Below are 22,815 nucleotides of genomic sequence, written 5' to 3' on the forward strand. Positions count from 1 at the left end.
CTACTTAAAGCATAAGCAGTTTTGAACACATTTCCTATATCTATAGGATAGCTAAAATATAAGTATGTGCCCAACGTTTCAACAATTTCACAACAAAAAACATTTGGCACCATAAAAATAGTTTCATGGTGCCACTACTATCACGGCGATATTAACTACAACCGCAATATTACCCACTCTTCTACACTAGCTAATGCGGAAGGAAGAGCTGCTACATCTGTCCCACCAGCCTGAGCCAGATCAGGACGTCCTCCTCCTTTACCTCCAACTTGTTGGGCAACAAAAGAGATTAAATCACCCGCTTTTATTCTAGCAGTCAAATCCTTTGTTATACCAACAATTAGGGAGACTTTATCACCAGTCACAGTAGAAAGCACAATAATTGCTGATCCTAATTGATTTTTCAGATCATCAACCATCGTTCTGAGCATTTTGGGTTCAACTTCACCCAACTGTGTCACCAGTAGACGAATACCTTGGATATCTTTCGCTTGGTTAGCCAAAGAAGAGCTTTCTTGAGCTGCCTGCTGAGATTTCAACTGTTGCAACTCCTTTTCCAATTGTTTCGTTCTATCCAGCGTCGTTTTCACCTTCTCACTCAGACTACTGATATCCCCCTTCACCAAATGAGCTATATCTTGCAATAATTCAGTTTGTTGATAAATAGAATTTAGTGCAGTTTGCCCTGTAACTGCTTCTATACGGCGGATCCCAGCGGCTGTGCCTGATTCACTGATAATACGGAACAACCCGATATCACCGGTACGACTTGCATGAGTTCCACCACACAACTCAGTAGAAAAATCGCCCATGCTCAATACACGTACTTGCTCATCATACTTTTCACCAAATAGTGCCATAGCACCTTTGGCTTTTGCTGTTTCCAAGTCCATTAATTCTGTAACAATTGGTAAATTTTTGCGAATTTCTCCATTTACCAGATTTTCTACTTGACGAATTTGTTCTGGCTTCATTGCTTCAAAATGGGAGAAGTCAAAACGCAGATACTTATCATTTACCAAAGAACCTTTCTGAGAAACATGCTCTCCCAGAATTTGACGCAATGCTGCATGTAATAAGTGAGTAGCAGAGTGGTTCAAACGAATTGTATCTCTGCGCACTGCATTAACTTTGGCATCAACTGTACCATTAACGCTCAGACTACCATTTGTCAATTTACCAATATGACCAATTGCCTGACCATATTTCTGGGTATCAACAACTTCAAATGTACTTTCACCGCAGAAGAGCTTGCCTGTATCCCCGACTTGTCCGCCAGATTCAGCATAGAAGGCCGTCTTATCAAGTATAACGATCGCTTCTTCACCAGCATGAAGTTGCTCAACTGGCTCTCCATGGCGATAAATAGCCGTTACAGCCGCTTTTTGAGAGTTATGTTCATAACCAGAAAAATCGCTGTGGCTATCAACTTTGATTACTTCATTGTAATCAGTACCAAAACCACTGGATTCACGAGCACGACGACGCTGACTATCCATTGCAATCTCAAAGCCCGCTTCATCAACCTTAATATTGCGTTCACGACAAACATCCGCAGTCAAATCAAGAGGGAAGCCATAGGTGTCATATAAGCGGAAAGCAGTTTCACCATCTAAGGTATCACCAGACAGTTGCGCCAGTTCTTCATCCAGTAATTGCAGGCCACGTTCCAAAGTACGGGCAAATTGCTCTTCTTCTGTTTTTAATACCTGCTCAACTAATGACTGTTGACGTTGCAGTTCTTCACCTGCTGCCCCCATAATTTTGATCAATGGAGCAACCAGCTTATAGAAGAATGTCTCTTTAGCTCCCAACATATTGCCATGACGAATAGCACGGCGAATGATACGACGAAGCACATAACCCCGATTCTCATTCGATGGAATAACACCATCGCAAATCAGGAATGAGCATGAACGGATATGGTCAGCAATAACACGTAGGGATTTATTAGTGAGATCAGTTGCACCCGTCACTTCTGCTACTGTAGCGATCAAATCACGGAACGCATCAATTTCATAGTTGGAATTCACATGCTGCAATACCGCAGCCAAACGCTCCAAGCCCATGCCGGTATCAACGGAAGGTTTTGGCAAAGATTCCATTGTACCGTCTGCATGACGGTTAAACTGCATGAAAACGATATTCCAGATTTCAATATATCTGTCACCGTCTTCTTCAGGACTACCTGGAGGCCCACCCCAAATATGTTCACCGTGATCGTAAAAAATTTCTGTACAAGGACCACAAGGGCCTGTATCCCCCATTTGCCAGAAGTTATCTGACGCATAAGGAGCACCTTTATTATCACCAATGCGAATAATTCTTTCTGCTGGAACACCGACTTCTTTGCTCCAGATATTGTAGGCTTCATCGTCTGTCTCATAGACAGTCACCCACAATTTCTCTTTTGGCAGATTGAACCACTCTGCTCCTGTCAGCAATTCCCAAGCGTATTTAATCGCATCTTGCTTGAAGTAATCACCAAAACTGAAATTACCCAACATTTCAAAGAAAGTGTGATGACGAGCGGTATAACCAACATTTTCTAAATCGTTGTGCTTGCCGCCAGCACGAACACAGCGCTGAGCCGTTGTTGCTCGAGTATAAGGCCTTTTATCCAACCCAAGAAAAACATCTTTGAATTGGTTCATTCCCGCGTTGGTGAACAACAATGTTGGATCATTGGTTGGCACCAACGAACTACTTGGTACTATTTGGTGCCCTTTAGTGTGAAAAAAGTCAAGAAACGCTTGACGGATCTCAGCGGTGCTTTTGCTCATAATTGTCCCGAAATCAAGCTGAAAAAACAGAATAATGGATGGTTGAGGTGGAATATCTCATCACCATTTCAACTCACGAACACATTAAAATAGGGTTAAGATAGAGTGTCTTCCATAAGAAGTAAAATCCCATATAAATCCATTCGCTTTTCAGCATTGTAATTCGTCTGGACATTTTCTGAAAGTCTGTTTGTCAGACCAGTTTCGATACAATCATTTCCAATCGTATTTATGCCTACATAAAAGCAAAAACCACACCCAAACCGGATGTGGTTTTTGACGGAAACAATTTGTGATGATCACAAAGTGAAAAGTGATTAAAATTCTTCGTTATTCACTTCTTCGACGTTGTCTTCATAATCAGTGACATAATCAGAAGCAGCGCTACTGAATCCACCTGCATTATTCAACAGCAATTCACGCAGTTTTTTATCCAGTTCAGATGCAACTTCTGGATGCTCTTTCAGGTAAATTGTGGCATTAGCTTTACCCTGACCAATTTTGTCGCCGTTATAGCTATACCATGCCCCCGCTTTTTCCACCATTTTGTGTTTAACACCCAGGTCGATAAGCTCACCATAAGTATTAATACCTTCACCATACAGGATTTGGAATTCAGCTTGTTTAAAAGGTGCAGCAACTTTGTTCTTAACGACCTTCACACGAGTTTCGCTGCCGACAACTTCATCGCTGTTTTTCACAGAGCCAGTACGACGGATGTCCAGACGAACAGATGCATAGAATTTGAGTGCGTTGCCACCGGTTGTGGTTTCTGGATTACCAAACATCACACCAATTTTCATACGAATCTGGTTAATAAAGATCAGCAATGTATTGGAGTTTTTCAGGTTTCCTGCCAGCTTACGCATAGCCTGGCTCATCATACGAGCCGCCAGCCCCATATGTGAATCACCGATTTCACCTTCGATTTCTGCTTTTGGTGTCAACGCAGCAACAGAATCAACCACAATAACATCAACGGCACCAGAACGTGACAAAGCATCACAAATTTCTAACGCTTGTTCACCAGTATCAGGCTGAGAACACAGTAAGTTATCAATATCCACACCCAATTTTTTGGCATAAACCGGATCAAGGGCATGTTCGGCATCAATAAAAGCACATGTTCTGCCTTCACGCTGAGCAGCAGCAATAACCTGAAGGGTTAGCGTTGTTTTACCAGACGATTCAGGCCCGTATATTTCAACAATACGCCCCATTGGCAAACCGCCCGCACCTAAAGCAATATCTAGTGACAGTGAACCAGTAGAAATGGTTTCAACATCCATTGAACGGTTTTCGCCCAGACGCATGATAGAACCTTTACCAAATTGTTTTTCAATTTGGCCCAGTGCCGCTGCTAGTGCTTTTTGTTTGTTTTCATCGTTAGCCATGTTTACTCCTTCGTAAGCAATGAAGTGAAGGGGCTGCCCCACTGCTGATAAACTGTTTCTGATACCATGTTTATATAATCAAAGTGCTGAAACCAATTATACTGTATAATCATACAGCATCAAGTTAATTTTTTATGATTTCTTCCAGCAATGTTTTTAAAGAAAAAATAACTGACTGAAGCCGTACAGAGTAACGATCACCAATAAAAAGCCGACGATATGATTTCATGTATATATTTTCACCATCACGAACAGCAAACCCAAAATAGACTGTACCTACTGGTTTTTCTTCGCTGCCACCGTCTGGCCCTGCTACGCCACTGACTGAAATAGCAAAATCTGCTTTAGCGACTTCCAACGCCCCTGAAGCCATTTCTTTAACAACCTGCTCACTGACTGCGCCAAACTGAGCCAGAGACACATGCGATACTCCCAGCATTTCATGCTTGGCATCATTACTGTAAGTTACAAAACCACGATTAAAATAGGCTGAACTACCAGCAATATCTGTGATCGTCTTAGCGATCCATCCTCCTGTGCAGGATTCTGCACAGGTTATGGATAATTGTTTCTGGCGTAACCTTTTCCCAAGTTCAATACTAAGCTGATTCAGGATTTTTTCATCCATAGTACGCCTTTAACTCTATAAGAAATTAATTTTTCTGAAACAGATCCCAAATCCACAACCCGCCGATTGCCAAAGAAAATAAGATACCAAACCCAACACCTATAGCAATGACGGACATTCCTGACATGATGGAAATTAAGTACAGTCCTAACATAATCAGCATTGCGCTGTTTTCACCAAGATTCTGTACCGCAACAGCTTTACCGGCTCCCATTTCATGCTTCCCATGTTCCTGCAACAATGCATTCAATGGCACGACGAAAAGACCACCAAACACACCAAGCGTAATCAGGATTAAGTATGAATGCCATATTGATTGTTGAATGGCAAAAATGATAACAATAACACCGATCAAAATTCCGGCAGGCATACAGCGACGCACAGTTTTCAATGTAATAAACCTTGCAGCCAAACCCGCTCCTACAATAATACCAATCGCAACAACTGCATTCATCAAGGTTGGCGTTGTATTACCTTCAATTCCCAGTACGATAGGTACCCATGCAACCAACAAAAAGCGAAGGGTAACACCAGCTCCCCAGAACAGGCTAGTTCCAACTAAAGAGAAACGGGTTTCGGGGTTTCGCCAAAGGGCAGAAGTAACAACAATAAAATCCACCAGCATTGCTTTAGGAGCCCAACCTTTCCCCTGGCGGGCTGCCGCCAAACGAGGAATATAGAAATTAGCTACCACAGCTGCACTATACATAAAAGCGCATAGCCCTAATGCAAGAAACAGATTGAAATCAGAGAGAAAGCCACCTGCTACAGAACCAATCAGAATCGCTGCAATTGTTGATGCTTCCATCATGCCATTAGCTTTAACCAAATGCGCACCATCAGTCAATTCGCCCAAGATTCCATATTTAGCAGGTGAATAAGCTGCTGCTCCAATTCCCACAAGGGTATATCCCAGAAAAGGGTTCATATCAATGCAGATACTGACAGCACCCAGTAATTTGATGCCATTGGAAAAGAGCATAACCCGGCCTTTCGAAAACCGATCAGCAATTTGCCCCACAAAGGGAGCGAGTACAATATAAGTCAGCACGAAAACAATTTGTAGGGCTGGCAAGCTCCATCCCGGATACGACTCAGCCTTCAATTGAGCTAATATAGCGAAGAATAGTGCATTATCAGCAAAAGCAGACAGAAACTGGGATAATAAAACTGCCTTCATTCCTCGATTTAACAATGGTTGTGTCTCCACAGTCCCATGCATTTCCTTACTCCTGCTCTGCCATTTCTCTTAATGTGACAAAATCAGGTTTGCCACTACTAAGTAAAGGTAATTGCTGCACATAGCGAATATCTCGTGGAACTGCCAGTTCAGGCATACCAATTTCGCGTGCAACAACTAACATCGCATTTCTGTTCAGTACTGTATCTGTCGTGAACAGCACCAGAGCTTCACCTTTACTGTAATCGCTTCTGGCCGTTGCTGCATGCAGAGCATCCGGTGAGATCCTTGACGCAATTTGCTCTACGGCTTCAAGAGAAATCATTTCACCTGCCAATTTAGCAAAACGCTTCACACGCCCTTTAATCGTACAAAAACCCTCTTCATCAATGGAGACAACATCACCTGTATCATACCAACCAAGCTGTAGATTCCCTTCAATATCTTCTGCTGCGGGTGGTTCAAGACGATCCGGAGTCTCAACCCGCAGATAACCTTTCATGATATTCGGGCCACGCAATTGCAGACGTCCACCCTCTTCAATGCCTGGCACAGGCAGTAAGCGCGCTTCCATACCCGGCAAAATCCGTCCAACTGTACCTACTTTGGCAACCATCGGAACATTAATTGCCACAACAGGAGCACATTCTGTCACGCCATAACCTTCCAGAATACGGATGCCAAATTTATCCTGCCAAACACGTTTGGTGTTTTCTGACAGTTTTTCTGCACCTGCAACGACATAGCGCAAGCGGGCAAAATCATAAGGGTGGGCAAAACGGGCATAATTACCCAAGAAAGTTGAGGTTCCGAACAGAACCGTACAGTTTTGGTCATAGACCACTTCAGGAATAACACGATAATGCAGTGGATTTGGGTAAAGGAATACACGGCTTCCCGTCATCAAAGGGGTAAATAACCCGACTGTCAGCCCAAAGGCATGAAACAGGGGCAAAGATGACATAAAACGATCCTGTGGAGTAAAGTCTGCAATCGTTTTAATTTGCTCAACATTAGCTAATAAACTGGCATGACTATGCACAACTCCTTTTGGTGCACCTTCAGAACCTGAAGTAAACAGGATCAGCGCCTCATCTTCTGGTTTCTGTGAAGGCAGAATAGCTTTGGTTGGGAAAATTAAGTGCCAGAATATCCAAAACTTATCGTCCCGTGTGATGGTATCTTTCAGATCTTCAAGATAGACCCAATTCGCTTCGGTTACCTGCTCAGGCAAATGGGTTAACTGCCTTTTTTCCAGAAATTGACGAGAAGTCACAATGGTTTTGATTGTCGCCGCTTGTATGGCATTTTTAACACCACTGCTCCCCGCCGTATAGTTTAACAAGGCCGGAACCCGTCCTCTCAGCGATGCACCGTATATAGCAGCCGCCATAACAGTAGCATTAGGCAGTAAAAATCCTATTCTTTCACCTTCCTGAGTAAAACGTTCTAAGATCCGACTGACTGCCAATATTTTTTTCAATAGTGTGTGATAACTATCTTCTTTCAGTGCATTATCTTCAATACAAGATTTAAAACGTCCAAAACGCTTTTGAGCTGTCAGATAAGCACTGAATAACGTCTCTTTCGGACGTGTCTGCATTCTCACATCCATCATGACAGCATGCAGTTTTTCTCCCGCCAAACGGCGACGTATTGACGAATCCGGGGCATCAGGCATCGGAAAATCTATGGCAGGTAAAATCTTGATGGTAATTTTAGGGAACCAATGAAGTTTCATAACACCTTTCAAACGCCCAAAAATACTTTGTTCTGCACCATCAATACGGATAGGCACGACTTTAGCATCTGACTTAGCTGCAATGAATGCTGCACCATCATAAACTTTCATCAAAGAGCCCGTTACCGTGATCCGGCCTTCAGGGAAAATGACGATAGGTCGCCCATTATCGATCTCTTTAACCAGTGTTCTGATTGCCATTGGATTCGTTGGATCCAAGGGCACAACATCCGCATAGGGTTTAATAAATTTGAGAAAGCTCCGTGTCGCAATATTAGAATAAATAGCAAATACAGGTTTCACTGGCAGAAAAAGCCCAATCAAAAGACCATCCAAAAAGGAAATATGATTGGGAGTAATAATACATTTGGGGTGTTTGAGATGCTTATCATCACCTTCTACTGTAACTCTAAAGAGCACACGCACAAGTAATCGCAGAAACTTTAAGAGCATATCCATATATCAATCCATATCTCAATATAATTAAATAAAATTAAAGTGAGTAATAAGTAGAGTGATACTATAAGAGGTATAAATGATCTGAGATATAGAATTTATTACTCATATAAAAAATAAACGTAAAAATAAAAAAATATATCAAATTATCTGTTTGTATTGACTCAAAATATAACTTTTTATATCAAGAACGGTATTTTCTATTGGCAGGGTAGCATCAACAATAAAATGTGCACATTCACGATATAATGGCTCTCTTTCTGCCAACACTCCGGTTATTTCTTCCGTTATGGATTTCCCAGTCAAACTAGGGCGCTGTGAATTTTCTGGATTATGAGACAACCGCTCTATCAGAACTTCTACCGGGGCTTGCAGATAAATCACAATGCCATTTTGCCGCATATACAGCCGATTCTCAGCTGCTAATATCATTCCCCCCCCTGTAGAAATGACCCGGTTTTTCTGGCTAACAGCTTTTAATGTTTGGCTTTCCAATTTCCTGAAGTAGTCCCAACCACGTTGCTCAACGAGGTCAGCAATAGTCATCCCACATGAAATCTGAATATTTTCATCGGTGTCAACAAATTTATACGCTAACACTTCAGCTAACAAATTACCTATTGTCGTCTTCCCTGCACCACGTGCACCTACGATAAATAGAGTTTGCTTCATTGTATTGTTTTTCCTGAAGGTCTGAGCCATTAAAGTTGAATACAAAATATAGTAACTAAATGTTTACACTTATGTAAAAATATATTTTTACCACGTTAAAAGCCACACTTAATGGTAAGTGTGGCCTGTTCTGAATTAAAAATTACTAAAACAGAATATTGCCATTAACGACGGGTAAGGTAATCTCCGTAACCGATCCATTTATAAGTCGTCAATGCATCCAGTCCCATTGGACCTCTGGAGTGTAGTTTCTGGGTACTGACAGCAACCTCTGCCCCTAAACCAAACTGACCGCCATCAGTAAAACGTGTACTGGCATTTACATATACAGCTGAAGAATCCACATGACGAATAAAATAGTCTGCATGCTGTAAAGACTCTGTCAAAATAGCATCCGAATGGGCTGTACCATAAGTACGGATATGTTCAATAGCTTTATCAATATCGTTGACAATTTCCACATTCATATCCAATGATAGCCATTCATCGCAATAGTCTTCTTCTGCCACTTCAACAACGTTTGCCGGGCCATCTTTCAGTAACGCCATAGCTGACGCCCCGGCATGCAGTGTTACCTTCTGCCCTTTCATTCTGATACTTAATGCTGGCAGAAAGTCTGCGGCTATCTTCTCATGCACCAAAAGAGTTTCCAAGGCATTACAGGCGCTTGGGCGTTGAACTTTTGCATTGGTGATAACTTCCAACGCTTTTTCGAAATTCACATGCTCATCAACAAACGTGTGACAAACGCCAATTCCTCCAGTGATAACTGGAATAGTGGACTGTTCTCGACAAAATTTATGCAACCCGGCACCACCTCTAGGGATCAGCATGTCAATATAGCGATCCATTTTCAATAATTCGGCAACTAGTTCACGATCAGGTTTATTAATCGCTTGAACCGCCGCGGCAGGTACACCACTTTGTTCTAATGCCTGTTGGATCACTTTTACCATTGCCTGATTGGTATGATGGGTTTCCTTACCACCACGTAGTATCACGGCATTCCCTGTTTTCAGGCATAATGATGCTACATCAATAGTGACATTGGGACGAGCTTCATAAATTACGCCAATTACACCAAGAGGAACACGGTGACGGCTCAGCTGCAACCCATTATCCAACAATTGTCCATCCATCACCTGCCCCACAGGATCAGCTAATCGACAAACCTGACGCACATCATTAGCAATCGCTTTCAACCGTTCAGGGGTCAGCAATAACCGATCAAGCAATGCCTCATTCATATCCTGTTGACGGGCTTGTTCCATATCTTGCTGATTAGCAGCAAGGATATCTTCTGTTTCCTGCTCAAGTAAATCAGCAATATGACTCAACACCTGATTTTTCTGACTGGTGCTCAATTGAGCCAGTTGCCATGATGCTGCTTTAGCTGCTTTTCCCATCTGCTCTAGCATGGTGGAATCCTTAACTTACGATCATATCATCACGGTGCACAGCAACTGCACCATATTCATAACCCAATATCTGGCAGATTTTCTGTGAATGGTGACCGGCAATCAGGCGTAAAGCGTCACTGTTGTAACGACATACACCATGGGCTAACTTCTTGCCGGATAAGCTACAGATGCGGACAACTTCACCACGGGAAAAGTCACCTGCAACACTTCTTATCCCTTTCGGCAATAAAGAGCTGCCTTTCTCAAGAATGGCAGATTCTGCACCATCATCGACAATGATTTCTCCCGCAGAAGGTGCACCGAAGATCCAGCGCTTACGATTTTCCATCGGACTGGCCAAGCCATGAAAACGTGTACCAACCGATTTGTCCTCAATCACATCAGCAACGACATTGGCTCTATTACCCGCAGCAATAATCACATCAATTCCGGCACGACCTGCAACACCTGCGGCCTGAAGTTTTGTTGCCATACCGCCAGTTCCAAGACCTGAAACGCTATCCCCGGCCATCATTTTGAGTTCATCGCTGATATCATGCACTTCATGAATAAGTTCCGCATTAGGATTATTACGAGGATCGGCAGTATATAGCCCTTCAATGTCTGTCAGAAGCAACAATTTATCCGCACTACCCAGAATTGCCGCCAAAGCAGAAAGGTTATCATTATCACCCACTTTGATCTCTGCTGTTGCAACTGCATCATTCTCATTAATGATAGGGATAATCTGATTATCAAGTAATGCATGAAGTGTATCCCTTGCATTCAGGAAACGTTCACGATCTTCCAGATCTGCTCGGGTTAACAACATTTGGCCGACATGAATACCATAAATGGAGAAAAGCTGCTCCCATAATTGGATCAATCGGCTTTGCCCTACAGCAGCAAGCAACTGTTTTGAAGCAATTGTTGCCGGTAGTTCTGGATAACCAAGATGTTCCCGACCTGCGGCAATGGCACCGGAAGTTACAATAATAATACGGTGACCTTTCTCATGTTGCTGCGCGCATTGCCGAACCAACTCCACCATATGGGCACGATTTAAACGACGGGAACCACCAGTCAGTACACTCGTCCCCAGTTTCACAACCAATGTTTGACTGTCATTCATCATATTCCTGCCATTACCATTCATTTGAAAAATAAATAAGACACAATAAATTTAAAAAACAGAGCTCAGTTTTAGCAGGAGAGAAGCGTCATGCCAACTGGCATAACGCAAAATTCAAAAAAAGTTGATTTATACCCTTAATTCATTAGGTTGCTTTCTTATTGATTCCATTTATTTATGATCCTGATACAACTTAAAATTTATCAGGTATAAAACAAATTCATGCCAAAATTTAGATCTGAGGAGTGACAGTGTTGTCAGATGGAATTAGCGTCAGTTTGAAGATATCAAGAGAATCGGACAGACGTTTGTGAAACGCCTGTAATGTTGATTCAAGATGCTTAAGATCAGCTTCTTTTTTGATACTCATTGGTTGCCACTCACCATGTTTATCAAATAGACCTATCTGATAGTTATAAACAAACCCTTTTTCCTGTAATTCCAATTCTAACCACCAGCCCCAAAACTCCCGTTTTTCTGGTGCTGCTTTTGCACTCACACAGACAGCCAGGCAATCAAAAAAGAAGTAATCATTTTGGCATCTTAGTTCGCGTAAATAGGGCCCTAATGCAGAAAAACTCTTTAACAACTTATTTCTGGAATAACTTGCGGGTACAGTCATACAAAGGTCTCCTTTATAAACAGAAGCACATTTGTATCAAATGATTAAAAAATTTCAACTATTAAATTTAAGTTTAGTCAACTTTATCTTTCAACCATACACTTGATTCGTGTAATGCCCGACTGAAACCACTGTAAACAGGCGTTGACGGAATTGCCAATAAAGAGCCATCCATTGATGATCTAGCAATAAGTTTTGAGTCTTCTCTTGGACTGAAAATATCATCCTTCCAATATACTGAAAACATTGGCACAGAACAGCGACGCCCCAGTAATCCTTGATTTTTCAAAGAATAACAGCTCAGTTCTAAACGCAGAGCAGCTTCATCAACATGGTAAACGCCCAGACGACTGGCAAGTACATCTTTGTACATTGACGGAATTTTCTGCTGTAACTTTTCATCATGCAATAGTTCATGAACAACCGGGCTGACCACAGCCACTCCCTTAATAAGATGAGGTTCCAGATACGCGAGACGAACAGCAATATTGGCACCAAAACGAAAACCAAAAATGCCCACTCTTGTATGATCAATCCACGGAACAGTTTTTAATTGTTGCAATACTTGTTGATGAAGAGCGCAGGTATCCTGTGTCAATGTAAACTTGGCTGAATAACCTACAGAAGGCATATCCACCGTCAGCATTGCAAAACCTAGCGGTGAGAAATGTTCCCGAAACAATCGCCAACAATCACTTTGCAAACTATCAAGACTGGCACAAACAAGTATTGTCGGACACGGTTCCTGAACATCTGGAGGAATATGCAGTAAACCAGTAACGGTTTTACCCTCTTCTAACTGAAATTTCAGTTTTTTCAACTGATAATCAGAGAAATGTGCTGCATTTTCATAAGCTTTATTAGCCAGGGCAACAGCCTGATCTGCCAATTCGTCACCACGCAGATGGGGATACGCAGCAATGCTGTATAACATTGAGGCTTTTAACCAACACTCACTGGCTTCAGAGCCCTGTTCAGCATGCTGTGCTTTCTGCTGCCAGAACATAGCCTGTTGTGACCATTCAAAGGCCCAATTCCCTTTACGATAGCCAATCACTGTGTCCAATAAATGGTCATGACTACGCTCAGCATTTGTCACCGCAATCCTGCTGAGAACATCTTGAATTTCCAGCGGATTAATCCCCCTCCAGATCCAAGCGAGCCAGTTAATCATGCGATACCAGCGTTCTTGGCGTTCTCCACTGAGCACTTTATCACTGGCATCAGTCACTTGTGGACAAACGTATTTTACCAATGTAGAAGTTTCCCGCTGTTTAACCTGAGGTTTAAACAGCGATTCTGAAAGGTTATGTTTAGTCATGGCAAAAGAAATTTATTACTGCTTATCACAAAAATACCCAATAGATTTCGAGTTGCATTGCAGTAGCAATAGAAAAATCCCCAGGCGCATAGGTAACTAAACTATATGACTGGGGTAGCTATGAAGAATAGCGCAACCAATTAAAGAGCAACTTGCAAGATGAGAGGTATAGTATAATTATTATTCACAGATAGGCGGGATAAACATTACGCCCATATCCCACGGCTGTTCAATCCATGTGTTTTGAGGAATATCAACCACATAATCATCCACTAACGGACGGCCTGCAGGTTTGGCAAAAATCGTCACAAAGTGCGCTTTGGGATACATCTCACGGATCGCCTGAGCAGTGCCTCCGGTATCAACCAAATCATCAACGATGATAAAGCCTTCTCCATCTCCTTCGGCTTTTTTCAATACCTTTAACTCACGCTGATTATCATGATCATAGCTGGAAATACAAACTGTATCCACATGACGGAGCCCCAGTTCACGAGCCAATAATGCTCCAGGTACAAGCCCGCCACGACTTACAGCAATAATACCTTTCCATTGCTCTGCGGGAAGTAAACGTTGTGCCAGTTTACGGGCATGTATTTGCAACATATCCCACGTTACGACATATTTTTCGCTCATAAAATTTGATCCTGGAAACTAAGAAAATCTCAGAAAAGAGTTTGTTGCGGAATAAAGGTTGCGCGAGATTATAGTGAGTTAGGCAAGCAAAAACCAGCAAAAACAAGGTACATCCTGATTGCGCATTATCCACAAGAAAATGGTATTCTCAGGCAAGAGCATAGACACTGGGCAGCTCAAGATGATACAAGCCCCCGATATGTCAAACATTATATACTTCCCATTTCATCAAGATGCAGTTACAGGAGATCTGACGTGTCCGAATTATCAACACTATCCCCTCAGCCATTATGGGATATTTTTGCTAAAATTTGCTCCATTCCACACCCATCCTATCATGAAGAAGAACTGGCCTCTCACATCATTGAATGGGCCAAAAACAGAAATTTCCATGTTGAGCGCGATGAAGTCGGTAATATCCTGATTAGAAAACCGGCCACAAAAGGCATGGAAAACCGCAAGGCGGTAGTACTTCAAGCTCATCTTGATATGGTTCCTCAAAAAAATAATGATACACAACACGATTTTACGAAAGATCCCATCCGTCCTTACATTGATGGTGACTGGATAACGGCTGAAGGTACAACATTAGGGGCAGATAATGGTATTGGTATGGCTTCCGCCTTGGCAGTACTGGCAGACGAATCTGTCAAACACGGCCCGCTGGAAGTTTTACTGACCATGACTGAAGAAGCAGGTATGGATGGTGCATTTGGCCTTCAACCTGACTGGTTGCAAGCTGATATTCTGATAAATACTGATTCAGAAGAAGAAGGCGAAATCTATATGGGTTGTGCAGGCGGTATTGATTTTGTCTCAACGATGACACTCTCCCGCGAGTCTCTGCCAGCAAACTATCAAACTCTGCAACTAACGCTGAAGGGCTTGAAAGGCGGTCATTCCGGTGGTGATATCCACTTAGGATTAGGTAACGCTAACAAATTACTGGCTCGTTTCCTCGCTACACATACAGAAGAACTTGGCCTGAGATTGATTCATTTTCAGGGAGGGACACTGCGCAATGCTATTCCTCGTGAAGGCTCTACTATCATTGCCGTGCCAACAGAGCAGCGCCAAAAGCTACATCAGTTAAAAGATGATTATTTGGAAACATTGAAAAATGAATATGCGGTTTCTGACACGAATTTGACTCTCTTATTGAACAAAATTGAAACTTCATCACCCGCATTGACAGAAGACTGCCAGTCTCGCTTTATCTCTATGCTAAACACTATGCCTAACGGTGTTATTCGTATGAGCGATGTCGCTAAAGGTGTTGTAGAAACATCCCTGAATGTAGGCGTTGTTAATATGGAAGCAGACAGAGTGGAAATTATCTGTCTGATCCGTTCATTAATTGAAAGTGGTAAAGCCTATGTTGCCGGGATGCTGAATTCTCTGGCAAAACTGTCCGGCGCAGAAACAACAGCAAGTGGTGGTTATCCTGGCTGGCAACCGGATGCCAATTCTCCAGTTATGCATTTAGTCCGCGAAACTTATCACCAATTGTTCGACAACATGCCGAATATTATGGTGATCCACGCAGGTTTGGAATGTGGATTGTTTAAAAAACCGTATCCAGATATGGATATGGTCTCCATTGGCCCAACCATTCGAGGTGCACATTCACCTGATGAAAGGGTTCACATTAAGAGTGTTGATCAGTATTGGCAATTGCTGACTGCCATTCTGAAATCAATTCCGGTGAAAGAGTAGTAATGCCTGCATTCCCCTGTTCACAGGCAGGGGAATATTCTTTCTTACATGCTTTCCCCCATAACAAGCAGCATTACCATTCTAACAATAACTGACGTTCCAGTTGTGGATTCTGTAATGTCACATGCAGACCAACTAACCGGACACCCCGGCCTTCTCTGCGAATTTCCCAAGCCTGTCTGGCGATCCGAAGCAGATCCTGTTTATCTAATAGAGGATGGACATGCTCCTGTGTCGTCAGTTGAAAATCATCAAATTTTAATTTAATGCCCTGACGAGCAATACGCAGATCAGGCTTAACCTTTCCCAACCGCTTTTCCAGTTCAGGGTAAAGTTGTTCAATTAATTCGGCACAATCACGCCAATCATGAATATCCTGCGCCAGTGTTTTTTCTACACCAACAGATTTACGTAAGTGCTCAGGCTTGATTAAGCGTTCATCAATACCATGACAACGCTGCCAAAGCGCTAAGCCAAATTTCCCTAATTTTTTTATTAACTCTAACTTGTCATAGCGTTGCACATCCACACAGGTTTCCAAACCTATCCCCGATAATCGATTAGCCGTTACTTTTCCCACGCCGGGAATTTTGTGCAATGGTAAAGATTTCACAAACTCTTCAACTTGTTCAGGAGCAATCACATACTGACCATTGGGTTTATTGATATCTGATGCAATTTTGGCCAGAAATTTAACGGGTGCAACACCTGCCGAAGCAGTTAGTTGCAACTCCTCAAAAATGACCTGACGAATCTCTTTAGCAATTAACGTAGCGGAGCCATAACAATATTGGCAATTCGTTACATCCAGATAAGCCTCATCCAGAGACAAAGGTTCAATCAATTCGGTATAACGGGAAAAAATCTGGCGGATATGTTGAGAAACTTCTTTATAGAACGCCATACGTCCTGAAATCACTTTCAATTGAGGACAAAGTTTTAAAGCCATTGAGGTAGACATAGCACTGTGTACGCCGAAACGGCGGGCAGGATAATTCGCTGTACTGATAACACCTCGCCTGTCAGCACTGCCACCAACAGCAATAGGAATATCGCGAAGTGATGGGTTATCCCGCATTTCAATAGCAGCAAAAAAGCAGTCCATATCAATATGAATAATCTTGCGCATCAGATCTCTCCACGACAAAGAAACTGTATAAATATACAGTCGAAAATCATAACACGCTACTTTTTTTAACCATTTTTATCATACAGGCAAATATCAACCTGCATTTCACTATTATTATCTGTCTAATAAAAGATTTATTTCAAATAACAGGTTAATCAAAATAATTTATTACTTACTTTAATCAGAACAAAAAACAGACTGTAATTTGGGATCATGATTCCAACTTATTGATAGTGATGAATGTTCAGATAATACCCAATAATTCGGTCATGCATTTCCATGGATACATAACCTGAAAATCAAGCGTCAGCAAGTCACCTGGTTCGAATCATGACCGACGTGAAACATTCACGGTGGCTGGAGATCATATTGTTATCAAATATCTGTCACAATTGCTTAGTTCAGATTAAATTATTATTGGGTAGTTTAATATTTAAAATATTTATTCCTTCTTATGCGAATTATTATAAGCAATCCAACTCTAACCATAATTTCAATCGCATGACACTCAATAATGAACTCCATAAGCATTTTTTTATTACTAATACCAATGACTTCGAACGCTCTTTTTAAGTGAGTCTGTACGGTACTGTTTTCTATAGATAATAACCTTGCAATATCTTTGATAGACGTATTTAACGTAGAAAGGGCAAGGCACTCTATTTGCCGATAAGACAATTGATGTCCTAATATTTGATTGATTAAATTATATACCTCAATATTTTTTATATCAAAAACTGGAGAATATGATGAATTTGTCAATTGTAAAATAATATTTTTTATATCAGTCTTTGTGTGATAATGGATAATTTTCCCATCAGTGAAAACAATTTTTGTTGTTCCCCGATAATTAACCTTTTTTCCGGTTGCAGAAATTGAATAAAACTCACCAAGATGTTCTCCTTCAATTTCCCAATCAATAATAATATCTCTATTGTGAGCGCTGATATTGTTCTCTCTGTATACTAAATAAGGAAAAGCCCTGTACCAAATTTTCAATAGTGTTATAAAAGAATCAATACCAACTGAAGTTCCAGTAGGACTTTCAATAATTGTATCATTATCCATCATTTTTATTGATTTATCTGTGGGATTTTTTAGAACCCAAACTTCGTGCATAAAATACTTGGCATTAGATATATTTTTTTCTCTTTGTTTAGTAGTCATAAAGTTATACCTGGCTGATTCGACAAACTAATAAGTGCTATTTTTCAAAAGAGCGGTTAGTTGCTATAACAGGCATCTTTTCTACCACAGGGAAATACACTATGTCCTATACACTATGTCCTATACACAACTGACTGAAACAGAAAGATACCATTTTCCCAGTTTAAAAAAAGCAGGTTGTTCACATCTTTTCATTTACGCGTCATTCAATCGAAATTCACACCTGCCATCAATCGGGAGATGAAGAGAAATCAGAATAAATCAGGCAATATTTTCCAAAGAGAACTGATTTTAATGAATTAACTGATCAGAAAATAAATTTTATTGTAAACCGCTTAAATGATTACTCCAGAAAAACACAGCATGCTAAAACACCAAATGAATTATTAAGGAAATACAAGCACGTTTACTACCAGATTAACAATGTTGTACTTATTATGTAATCTCACCGAATCTAAATATAATTAAAATAATTTTGGTACTGTATTACACAATGCAGTACCATTTAGTTATTATCACTATTTGATCTATTAATTTAGATAATTTTATCTTCACTCATTTTTAATTTTTCAAAAAAATAAAGTAGAAGGGCACAAGAAAACGCAGATAAAACACTATAGTCAAACACACTTTTTAATAAGCCGGTTGTTGCCATTGCGATGGCAAAAATTAATAGCAGGATTGCACTTATCAATGCACTTTCTTTGATTTTAAAGCCTACCATTAGGCATATTGGTAAAATGATTTCCAAGAGAGTAACTCCCCAGCCCAAAATAGGGATCATAAAATCAGGTGCCCAAGGGTTTAAACGTTTAACAACGTCAAGGAATACAGTGAAGTTACCCCATGTAATTTGCTCTTCACCATATCCACTATGAAAACCCAGTCTGTCAGCAACTGCGACTAGAAATGCAATAGAAAGTGAGTAACGTGCGATTAACATTGCATATCTTAATTGATTTCCACTTAACATAGGATTTCCTTTAGTCGTGAAACTATCATGTCTTATGAAAATAATATTCATAGAATATATTATTTAACACATCAACTAAGTTGCAAATAATGGAAATTTACTACCCATTATCTCCAATGCTTACTGCCATTCTATTCAAGGCATTCATGACTGATATAGCAGCAGTCAGATCAACAATTTCTTTTTCTGAAAAAACCTCTTCTAAACGTTCTCTGATAGGGTCAAGATTTTTTTTCTTAATGCTTGTTGTTAGCGCTTCACACCATTCTAATGCCAATATTTCTTTCGGACTATAGATATTGGAATTAAACCAGCCTGGTAACTTATCGAACTTTTCCTCTTTTATACCTAGTTTACGCCCCATTTCTGCATGGAGCCTGCAACAGTAAGCACAACCATTAATTTGTGAGGTTCGCATTTCAACTAAAAGAATAAGCGAGTGATCTAATTCAGTTTTCTGTATTTCATCATAACTTTTATACAGTGGGTTTATTATTTTAGGGGATATTTTTGCGTAATTCATTATAACCTCTGTTTACTATTTTATAAAATTAAAATATAAAATACATTCTCTTTATATATTATTGTAACAGATTTATAGAAAGATCATCTTGTGAAATTCTACCACTTCTCAAAAGTAAAGAGATAGAAAATTGTAAAAAGTCATTTGAAATTAATGAATCAACATTTTCAAACCAAGATTGAGAGTTTTTTGCTGCTATATGTAAATTTAATGATTCATTTTGCCGGCACTGTTGGTAATGTGCAAGGTTGGTCAGATCTAATCTATTGCATGACCTTAAATTTTCCGCTAGTGCAATTGCATCTCCTATTGCTAACTTTGTTCCTGAACCGATAGAAAAATGTGTAGAATGCGCAACATTTCCTAGCAAAACTTTTTTATCGTGATACCAAATTTTGCTTACGGGAGAAACAAAACGACGCCAATAGATTTTTTTTCTAAATATATCATTGAATTTTAATGGATGGCCATGTAAATGTCGGTAAAAAGTTTTTTCCAAAAAATTTATTGTTTGCTTTTTATCCATATATAAAAATCCTGTTTTTATCCAAGTTTCATGTGAACATTCAACAATAAACGTAGAACAATTTTTCTCAAACTTGAAACAATGCGCCCAAAACCAACCTGTTTCTGTTTGTTCGAAAATAAAATTAAAGGTATTATTAAAGAGTTGTGAAGTTCCTAACCATAAATATAAATTATTTCCTTCATGAAGTACTGTATTAAATTTATTTTCTAACTGATTTCTTATTTTACTGTTGGAACCGTCACTTATAACCGTCAGATCAGCGGAAAGCTTAATAAGATCTTCATATTTTAATGAAATATTAAAATGTATTTTGATACCAATATCCTGTGCTCTTTTTCTCAGAATATTGACCATATTTAATCGACTGATAGCAAGAAGTTGTTGCTTGGATGAACGGACTATCTTTCCTCTAATGTGAATATCAATATAATTTAACGTTAAAACATGAGACCTGAGTTGTTCAACAATAATAGGATCAATTTTGGCTAATTGTTGTAAAATTGATTCAGAAAGTGTAAGCCCCCACCCGGTTGTAACGTTTGGTAAATGACGTTCATATATAACAATTTCATGATGGTGATTATGCATTTTTGTAAGAATGGCAAACACTAATCCGGCAGGGCCTGCACCAATACACTGTATTTTCATTTATTTTCTTCCCAAATTATTTAAATTTGAAAGATTCAGATACATCATTGTAAGCCATACGCAACACGTTTAATGTTGACTAAGTGTTTCCAGATGATCGGATCAGTCGTATGGTTGCTGCCAAAAGTTCCGCTACCTTGCATAAATGATATAGGGAGCTCAGTTGTTTCTCCAAGCATGCCATGTGTTGCCGCAGTATTCACCAAAATCCTCCCGGCAGGCATAGCGAGCGAGAATTGATGAATTTCATCGGGATCTTCACTATGTATTACGGCTGTATGACCAGCGCCTTCTTTACAAATTAACGAATAAGAGAGGTCAATACCATTTTCTTCATTGGCAGTATATAACGTTAATATTGGTGCCATTTTTTCATTACTGAGAAAATTATATCTCCCTAATTCAGCGGGTATAACAAGCAATTTAATTGGATAATTGCGCGATAAATGAGCTTTTTCTGCCAATGATGCGGCATTAAGACCAATATTTTCCCGCTTCAGATATTGGGTCTCTTGGTTAAATAACATTTGGATAGCTTGTTCAATTTCACTGTCTGTCAAGATAGCTGCACCATCTGCTTCTAAAGCTATGATCAGGTCATTTCTACAGGCAGGATGTGTTATAAGATTACTTTCTGAGCCACAAACTATACCATTATCATACATTTTTCCCTTAACAATATTGGCAGCAGCTTTTTTGATATTAGCGGATCGCCCAATATAAACCGGAACATTGCCAGGCCCCACACCAAATGCAGGCTTACCTGAACTGTAAGCTGCATGGACTATTGTTTTCCCCCCTGTAGCAAGGATCATATCTACACCAGGGTGCTGCATTAACATATGAGTTTTATCGTGACTTGGCGGTGTACAAACCTGAATCAATGAAATCGGCAAACCATGGGAAACAATAGTCTGTTGTACTAACTGAATAAATTCACTTGCTAATTTATCTGTTTTGGCCGGATAGCTGAAAATGATAGCATTGCGAGTTTTGAGAGAAAGCATGATTTTGAAAAGTGAATTTGGAATTGGATTGGTTAATGGAACAACAGCAAATATCAATCCTACCGGACTGGCATATTCAATGAGTCTTTGGCTTCCATCAAGGCGACCGTAGGTTTTGGTGCCATATAATCCTTTAAATACTTGATTAACAACTAATGCTAATTTGTGTTCTTTATCATCAGCATTGCCGATATGTGTTACAGTAAGCTCTTTTTCGGCCCATTGACGGCAGCGGGAGGAAAAGATTTTAGCTAAATCGTGCAGAACATTATCAATCTCTTCATCTGAGCATTTTTCAATCTCTTTTTGAGCCTCCCTTCCTTGGTAAATTAATGTATCTATATAAAGAGTTGTTTCAGCTTGGTGATCAGAGATATTAATATTTTCTTTTTTTGTCATGTTATTATCCTCAATATTGTTTATTTTATAAAGTTACCAATTGATAGGTTGACGAAATGCATAGAAATGCCCATGTTGTGTTCTGTCTTTATCTAAAGCGAGCCAAACAGCGGTATCAGCACCGTCAGCAGCAGAATTAGGGGCTTTTCGTGAATCAATTTGACTGTCTAGAGTGGTTCTGCACCAACCTGGGCTACATACACTGACAGAGATATTCGAATCGCGCAGCTCTTTGGCCCATTGTAAAGCAAGCATGTTTAAGGCTGCTTTAGAGGTGCGATAGGCCGGACCTTCAACCTTGTTGTACTTTGAATGGGGATCGGCTGCTTGAGATAAGGCAGCAAGATCAGTAGATATAAAAATCAGCCTGGCTTCTTTTGAACGTTGGAGTAAAGGTAAAAATGCCTGAGTGACAAGCCAGGGACCGATCAAATTGACCGCTAGAGTGTTATGAATACTATCCAGAGATGTTTCACTGGGTTTTTGAATTGAATCCAAAAAGATTCCTGCATTATTGATAAGCACATCAATAGTTGTATTATTACTAAGCATTAAATTTGCAGCAGATTTTATAGATTCTTGGTCCGTAACATCCAAATGTAATAGCTCGGCAGTAATTCCCCGTTGGGTTAATTGTAAAACACTTTTTTCAAGAGCTGATAAATAAGCTTTCATAATAACGATACACTCATTTTTCTCACTCCCGGCTGTTGCCCTGATGAAAAGGCGGTCATAAATTCTTCAACGCACACTAAGAGT

19 protein-coding genes and 1 pseudogene are annotated in these 22,815 nt (G+C 40.2%); 2 read left to right on the top strand and 18 right to left on the bottom strand.

All coding sequences use genetic code 11. From position 1 onward, the window contains the following. Window positions 1-155: 155 nt before the first annotated feature. The 11 genes from alaS to gpt form a co-directional block, all read right to left on the bottom strand. On the bottom strand, window positions 156-2,783 hold the full coding sequence (gene alaS / locus Xind_RS24850; protein ID WP_047679745.1) for an alanine--tRNA ligase: 2,628 nt from the start codon (window positions 2,781-2,783) through the stop codon (window positions 156-158). A gap of 317 nt (window positions 2,784-3,100) precedes the next feature. Beyond that, entirely contained in the window at window positions 3,101-4,177 is a 1,077-nt protein-coding gene (gene recA, locus Xind_RS24855; protein ID WP_038263203.1) for a recombinase RecA, read from the bottom strand. A 124-nt stretch (window positions 4,178-4,301) separates the two neighbouring features. Next, on the bottom strand, window positions 4,302-4,805 hold the full coding sequence (gene pncC, locus Xind_RS24860; protein WP_047679747.1) for a nicotinamide-nucleotide amidase: 504 nt from the start codon (window positions 4,803-4,805) through the stop codon (window positions 4,302-4,304). A 25-nt stretch (window positions 4,806-4,830) separates the two neighbouring features. Beyond that, window positions 4,831-6,027 carry a lysophospholipid transporter LplT gene (gene lplT / locus Xind_RS24865; RefSeq protein WP_047679749.1) on the bottom strand — a complete coding sequence of 399 codons (1,197 nt, stop codon included), beginning with the start codon at window positions 6,025-6,027 and terminating at the stop codon, window positions 4,831-4,833. 4 nt (window positions 6,028-6,031) lie between these two features. Next, window positions 6,032-8,179, bottom strand: coding sequence for a bifunctional acyl-ACP--phospholipid O-acyltransferase/long-chain-fatty-acid--ACP ligase (aas, locus tag Xind_RS24870; protein ID WP_187649551.1), 2,148 nt, complete (start codon window positions 8,177-8,179; stop codon window positions 6,032-6,034). 144 nt (window positions 8,180-8,323) lie between these two features. Continuing rightward, window positions 8,324-8,854: a shikimate kinase AroL gene (aroL, locus tag Xind_RS24875; protein WP_047679751.1), complete on the bottom strand. Its 531-nt coding sequence runs from the start codon at window positions 8,852-8,854 to the stop codon at window positions 8,324-8,326. Window positions 8,855-9,018: 164 nt separating this feature from the next. After that, a complete protein-coding gene (proA, locus tag Xind_RS24880) occupies window positions 9,019-10,272 on the bottom strand; it encodes a glutamate-5-semialdehyde dehydrogenase (RefSeq protein ID WP_187649508.1) in 1,254 nt (417 codons plus the stop codon). A 10-nt stretch (window positions 10,273-10,282) separates the two neighbouring features. Next, window positions 10,283-11,386 carry a glutamate 5-kinase gene (gene proB / locus Xind_RS24885; protein ID WP_047679755.1) on the bottom strand — a complete coding sequence of 368 codons (1,104 nt, stop codon included), beginning with the start codon at window positions 11,384-11,386 and terminating at the stop codon, window positions 10,283-10,285. A 232-nt stretch (window positions 11,387-11,618) separates the two neighbouring features. Further along, window positions 11,619-12,008 carry a sigma factor-binding protein Crl gene (gene crl, locus Xind_RS24890; protein ID WP_047679757.1) on the bottom strand — a complete coding sequence of 130 codons (390 nt, stop codon included), beginning with the start codon at window positions 12,006-12,008 and terminating at the stop codon, window positions 11,619-11,621. Between the two features lie 73 nt (window positions 12,009-12,081). After that, a complete protein-coding gene (gene frsA, locus Xind_RS24895) occupies window positions 12,082-13,329 on the bottom strand; it encodes an esterase FrsA (RefSeq protein ID WP_047679759.1) in 1,248 nt (415 codons plus the stop codon). 180 nt (window positions 13,330-13,509) lie between these two features. Next, entirely contained in the window at window positions 13,510-13,965 is a 456-nt protein-coding gene (gpt, locus tag Xind_RS24900; protein WP_047679761.1) for a xanthine phosphoribosyltransferase, read from the bottom strand. 255 nt (window positions 13,966-14,220) lie between these two features. Here gpt and pepD point away from each other — a divergent pair, with 255 nt between their 5' ends. Then, a complete protein-coding gene (gene pepD / locus Xind_RS24905; RefSeq protein WP_047679763.1) occupies window positions 14,221-15,681 on the top strand; it encodes a beta-Ala-His dipeptidase in 1,461 nt (486 codons plus the stop codon). Window positions 15,682-15,754: 73 nt separating this feature from the next. Here pepD and dinB read toward each other — a convergent pair whose 3' ends face one another. Together dinB and Xind_RS24915 are read right to left on the bottom strand one after the other, a co-directional pair. Then, window positions 15,755-16,810 carry a DNA polymerase IV gene (dinB, locus tag Xind_RS24910; protein ID WP_187649509.1) on the bottom strand — a complete coding sequence of 352 codons (1,056 nt, stop codon included), beginning with the start codon at window positions 16,808-16,810 and terminating at the stop codon, window positions 15,755-15,757. Window positions 16,811-17,236: 426 nt separating this feature from the next. Then, entirely contained in the window at window positions 17,237-17,977 is a 741-nt protein-coding gene (locus Xind_RS24915) for an ester cyclase (protein ID WP_052189406.1), read from the bottom strand. A 260-nt stretch (window positions 17,978-18,237) separates the two neighbouring features. Here Xind_RS24915 and Xind_RS24920 point away from each other — a divergent pair. Continuing rightward, window positions 18,238-18,398, top strand: a pseudogene (locus tag Xind_RS24920) (IS30 family transposase); the annotation flags it as partial. A gap of 114 nt (window positions 18,399-18,512) precedes the next feature. On the opposite strand, the gene Xind_RS24925 reads toward Xind_RS24920, so the two are convergent. The 5 genes from Xind_RS24925 to Xind_RS24945 all read right to left on the bottom strand — a co-directional run bounded on the left by Xind_RS24925 (window position 18,513) and on the right by Xind_RS24945 (window position 22,794). Next, entirely contained in the window at window positions 18,513-18,950 is a 438-nt protein-coding gene (locus tag Xind_RS24925; protein WP_047679767.1) for a MauE/DoxX family redox-associated membrane protein, read from the bottom strand. A gap of 100 nt (window positions 18,951-19,050) precedes the next feature. Beyond that, window positions 19,051-19,473: a carboxymuconolactone decarboxylase family protein gene (locus tag Xind_RS24930; protein WP_047679769.1), complete on the bottom strand. Its 423-nt coding sequence runs from the start codon at window positions 19,471-19,473 to the stop codon at window positions 19,051-19,053. 58 nt (window positions 19,474-19,531) lie between these two features. Then, the gene (locus Xind_RS24935; RefSeq protein WP_052189408.1) at window positions 19,532-20,650 is read right to left on the bottom strand and encodes an FAD-dependent monooxygenase; all 1,119 of its coding nucleotides are present in this window, start codon (window positions 20,648-20,650) and stop codon (window positions 19,532-19,534) included. A gap of 44 nt (window positions 20,651-20,694) precedes the next feature. Beyond that, window positions 20,695-22,056, bottom strand: a complete 1,362-nt coding sequence (locus Xind_RS24940) for an aldehyde dehydrogenase family protein (RefSeq protein WP_047679771.1) — start codon at window positions 22,054-22,056, stop codon at window positions 20,695-20,697. Between the two features lie 33 nt (window positions 22,057-22,089). Further along, window positions 22,090-22,794, bottom strand: a complete 705-nt coding sequence (locus Xind_RS24945; protein ID WP_420856062.1) for an SDR family NAD(P)-dependent oxidoreductase — start codon at window positions 22,792-22,794, stop codon at window positions 22,090-22,092. Window positions 22,795-22,815 lie beyond the last annotated feature (21 nt).

Origin of the sequence: Xenorhabdus indica, assembly GCF_014467235.1 — a bacterium.
GTDB classification, from domain to species: Bacteria; Pseudomonadota; Gammaproteobacteria; order Enterobacterales; family Enterobacteriaceae; genus Xenorhabdus; species Xenorhabdus indica.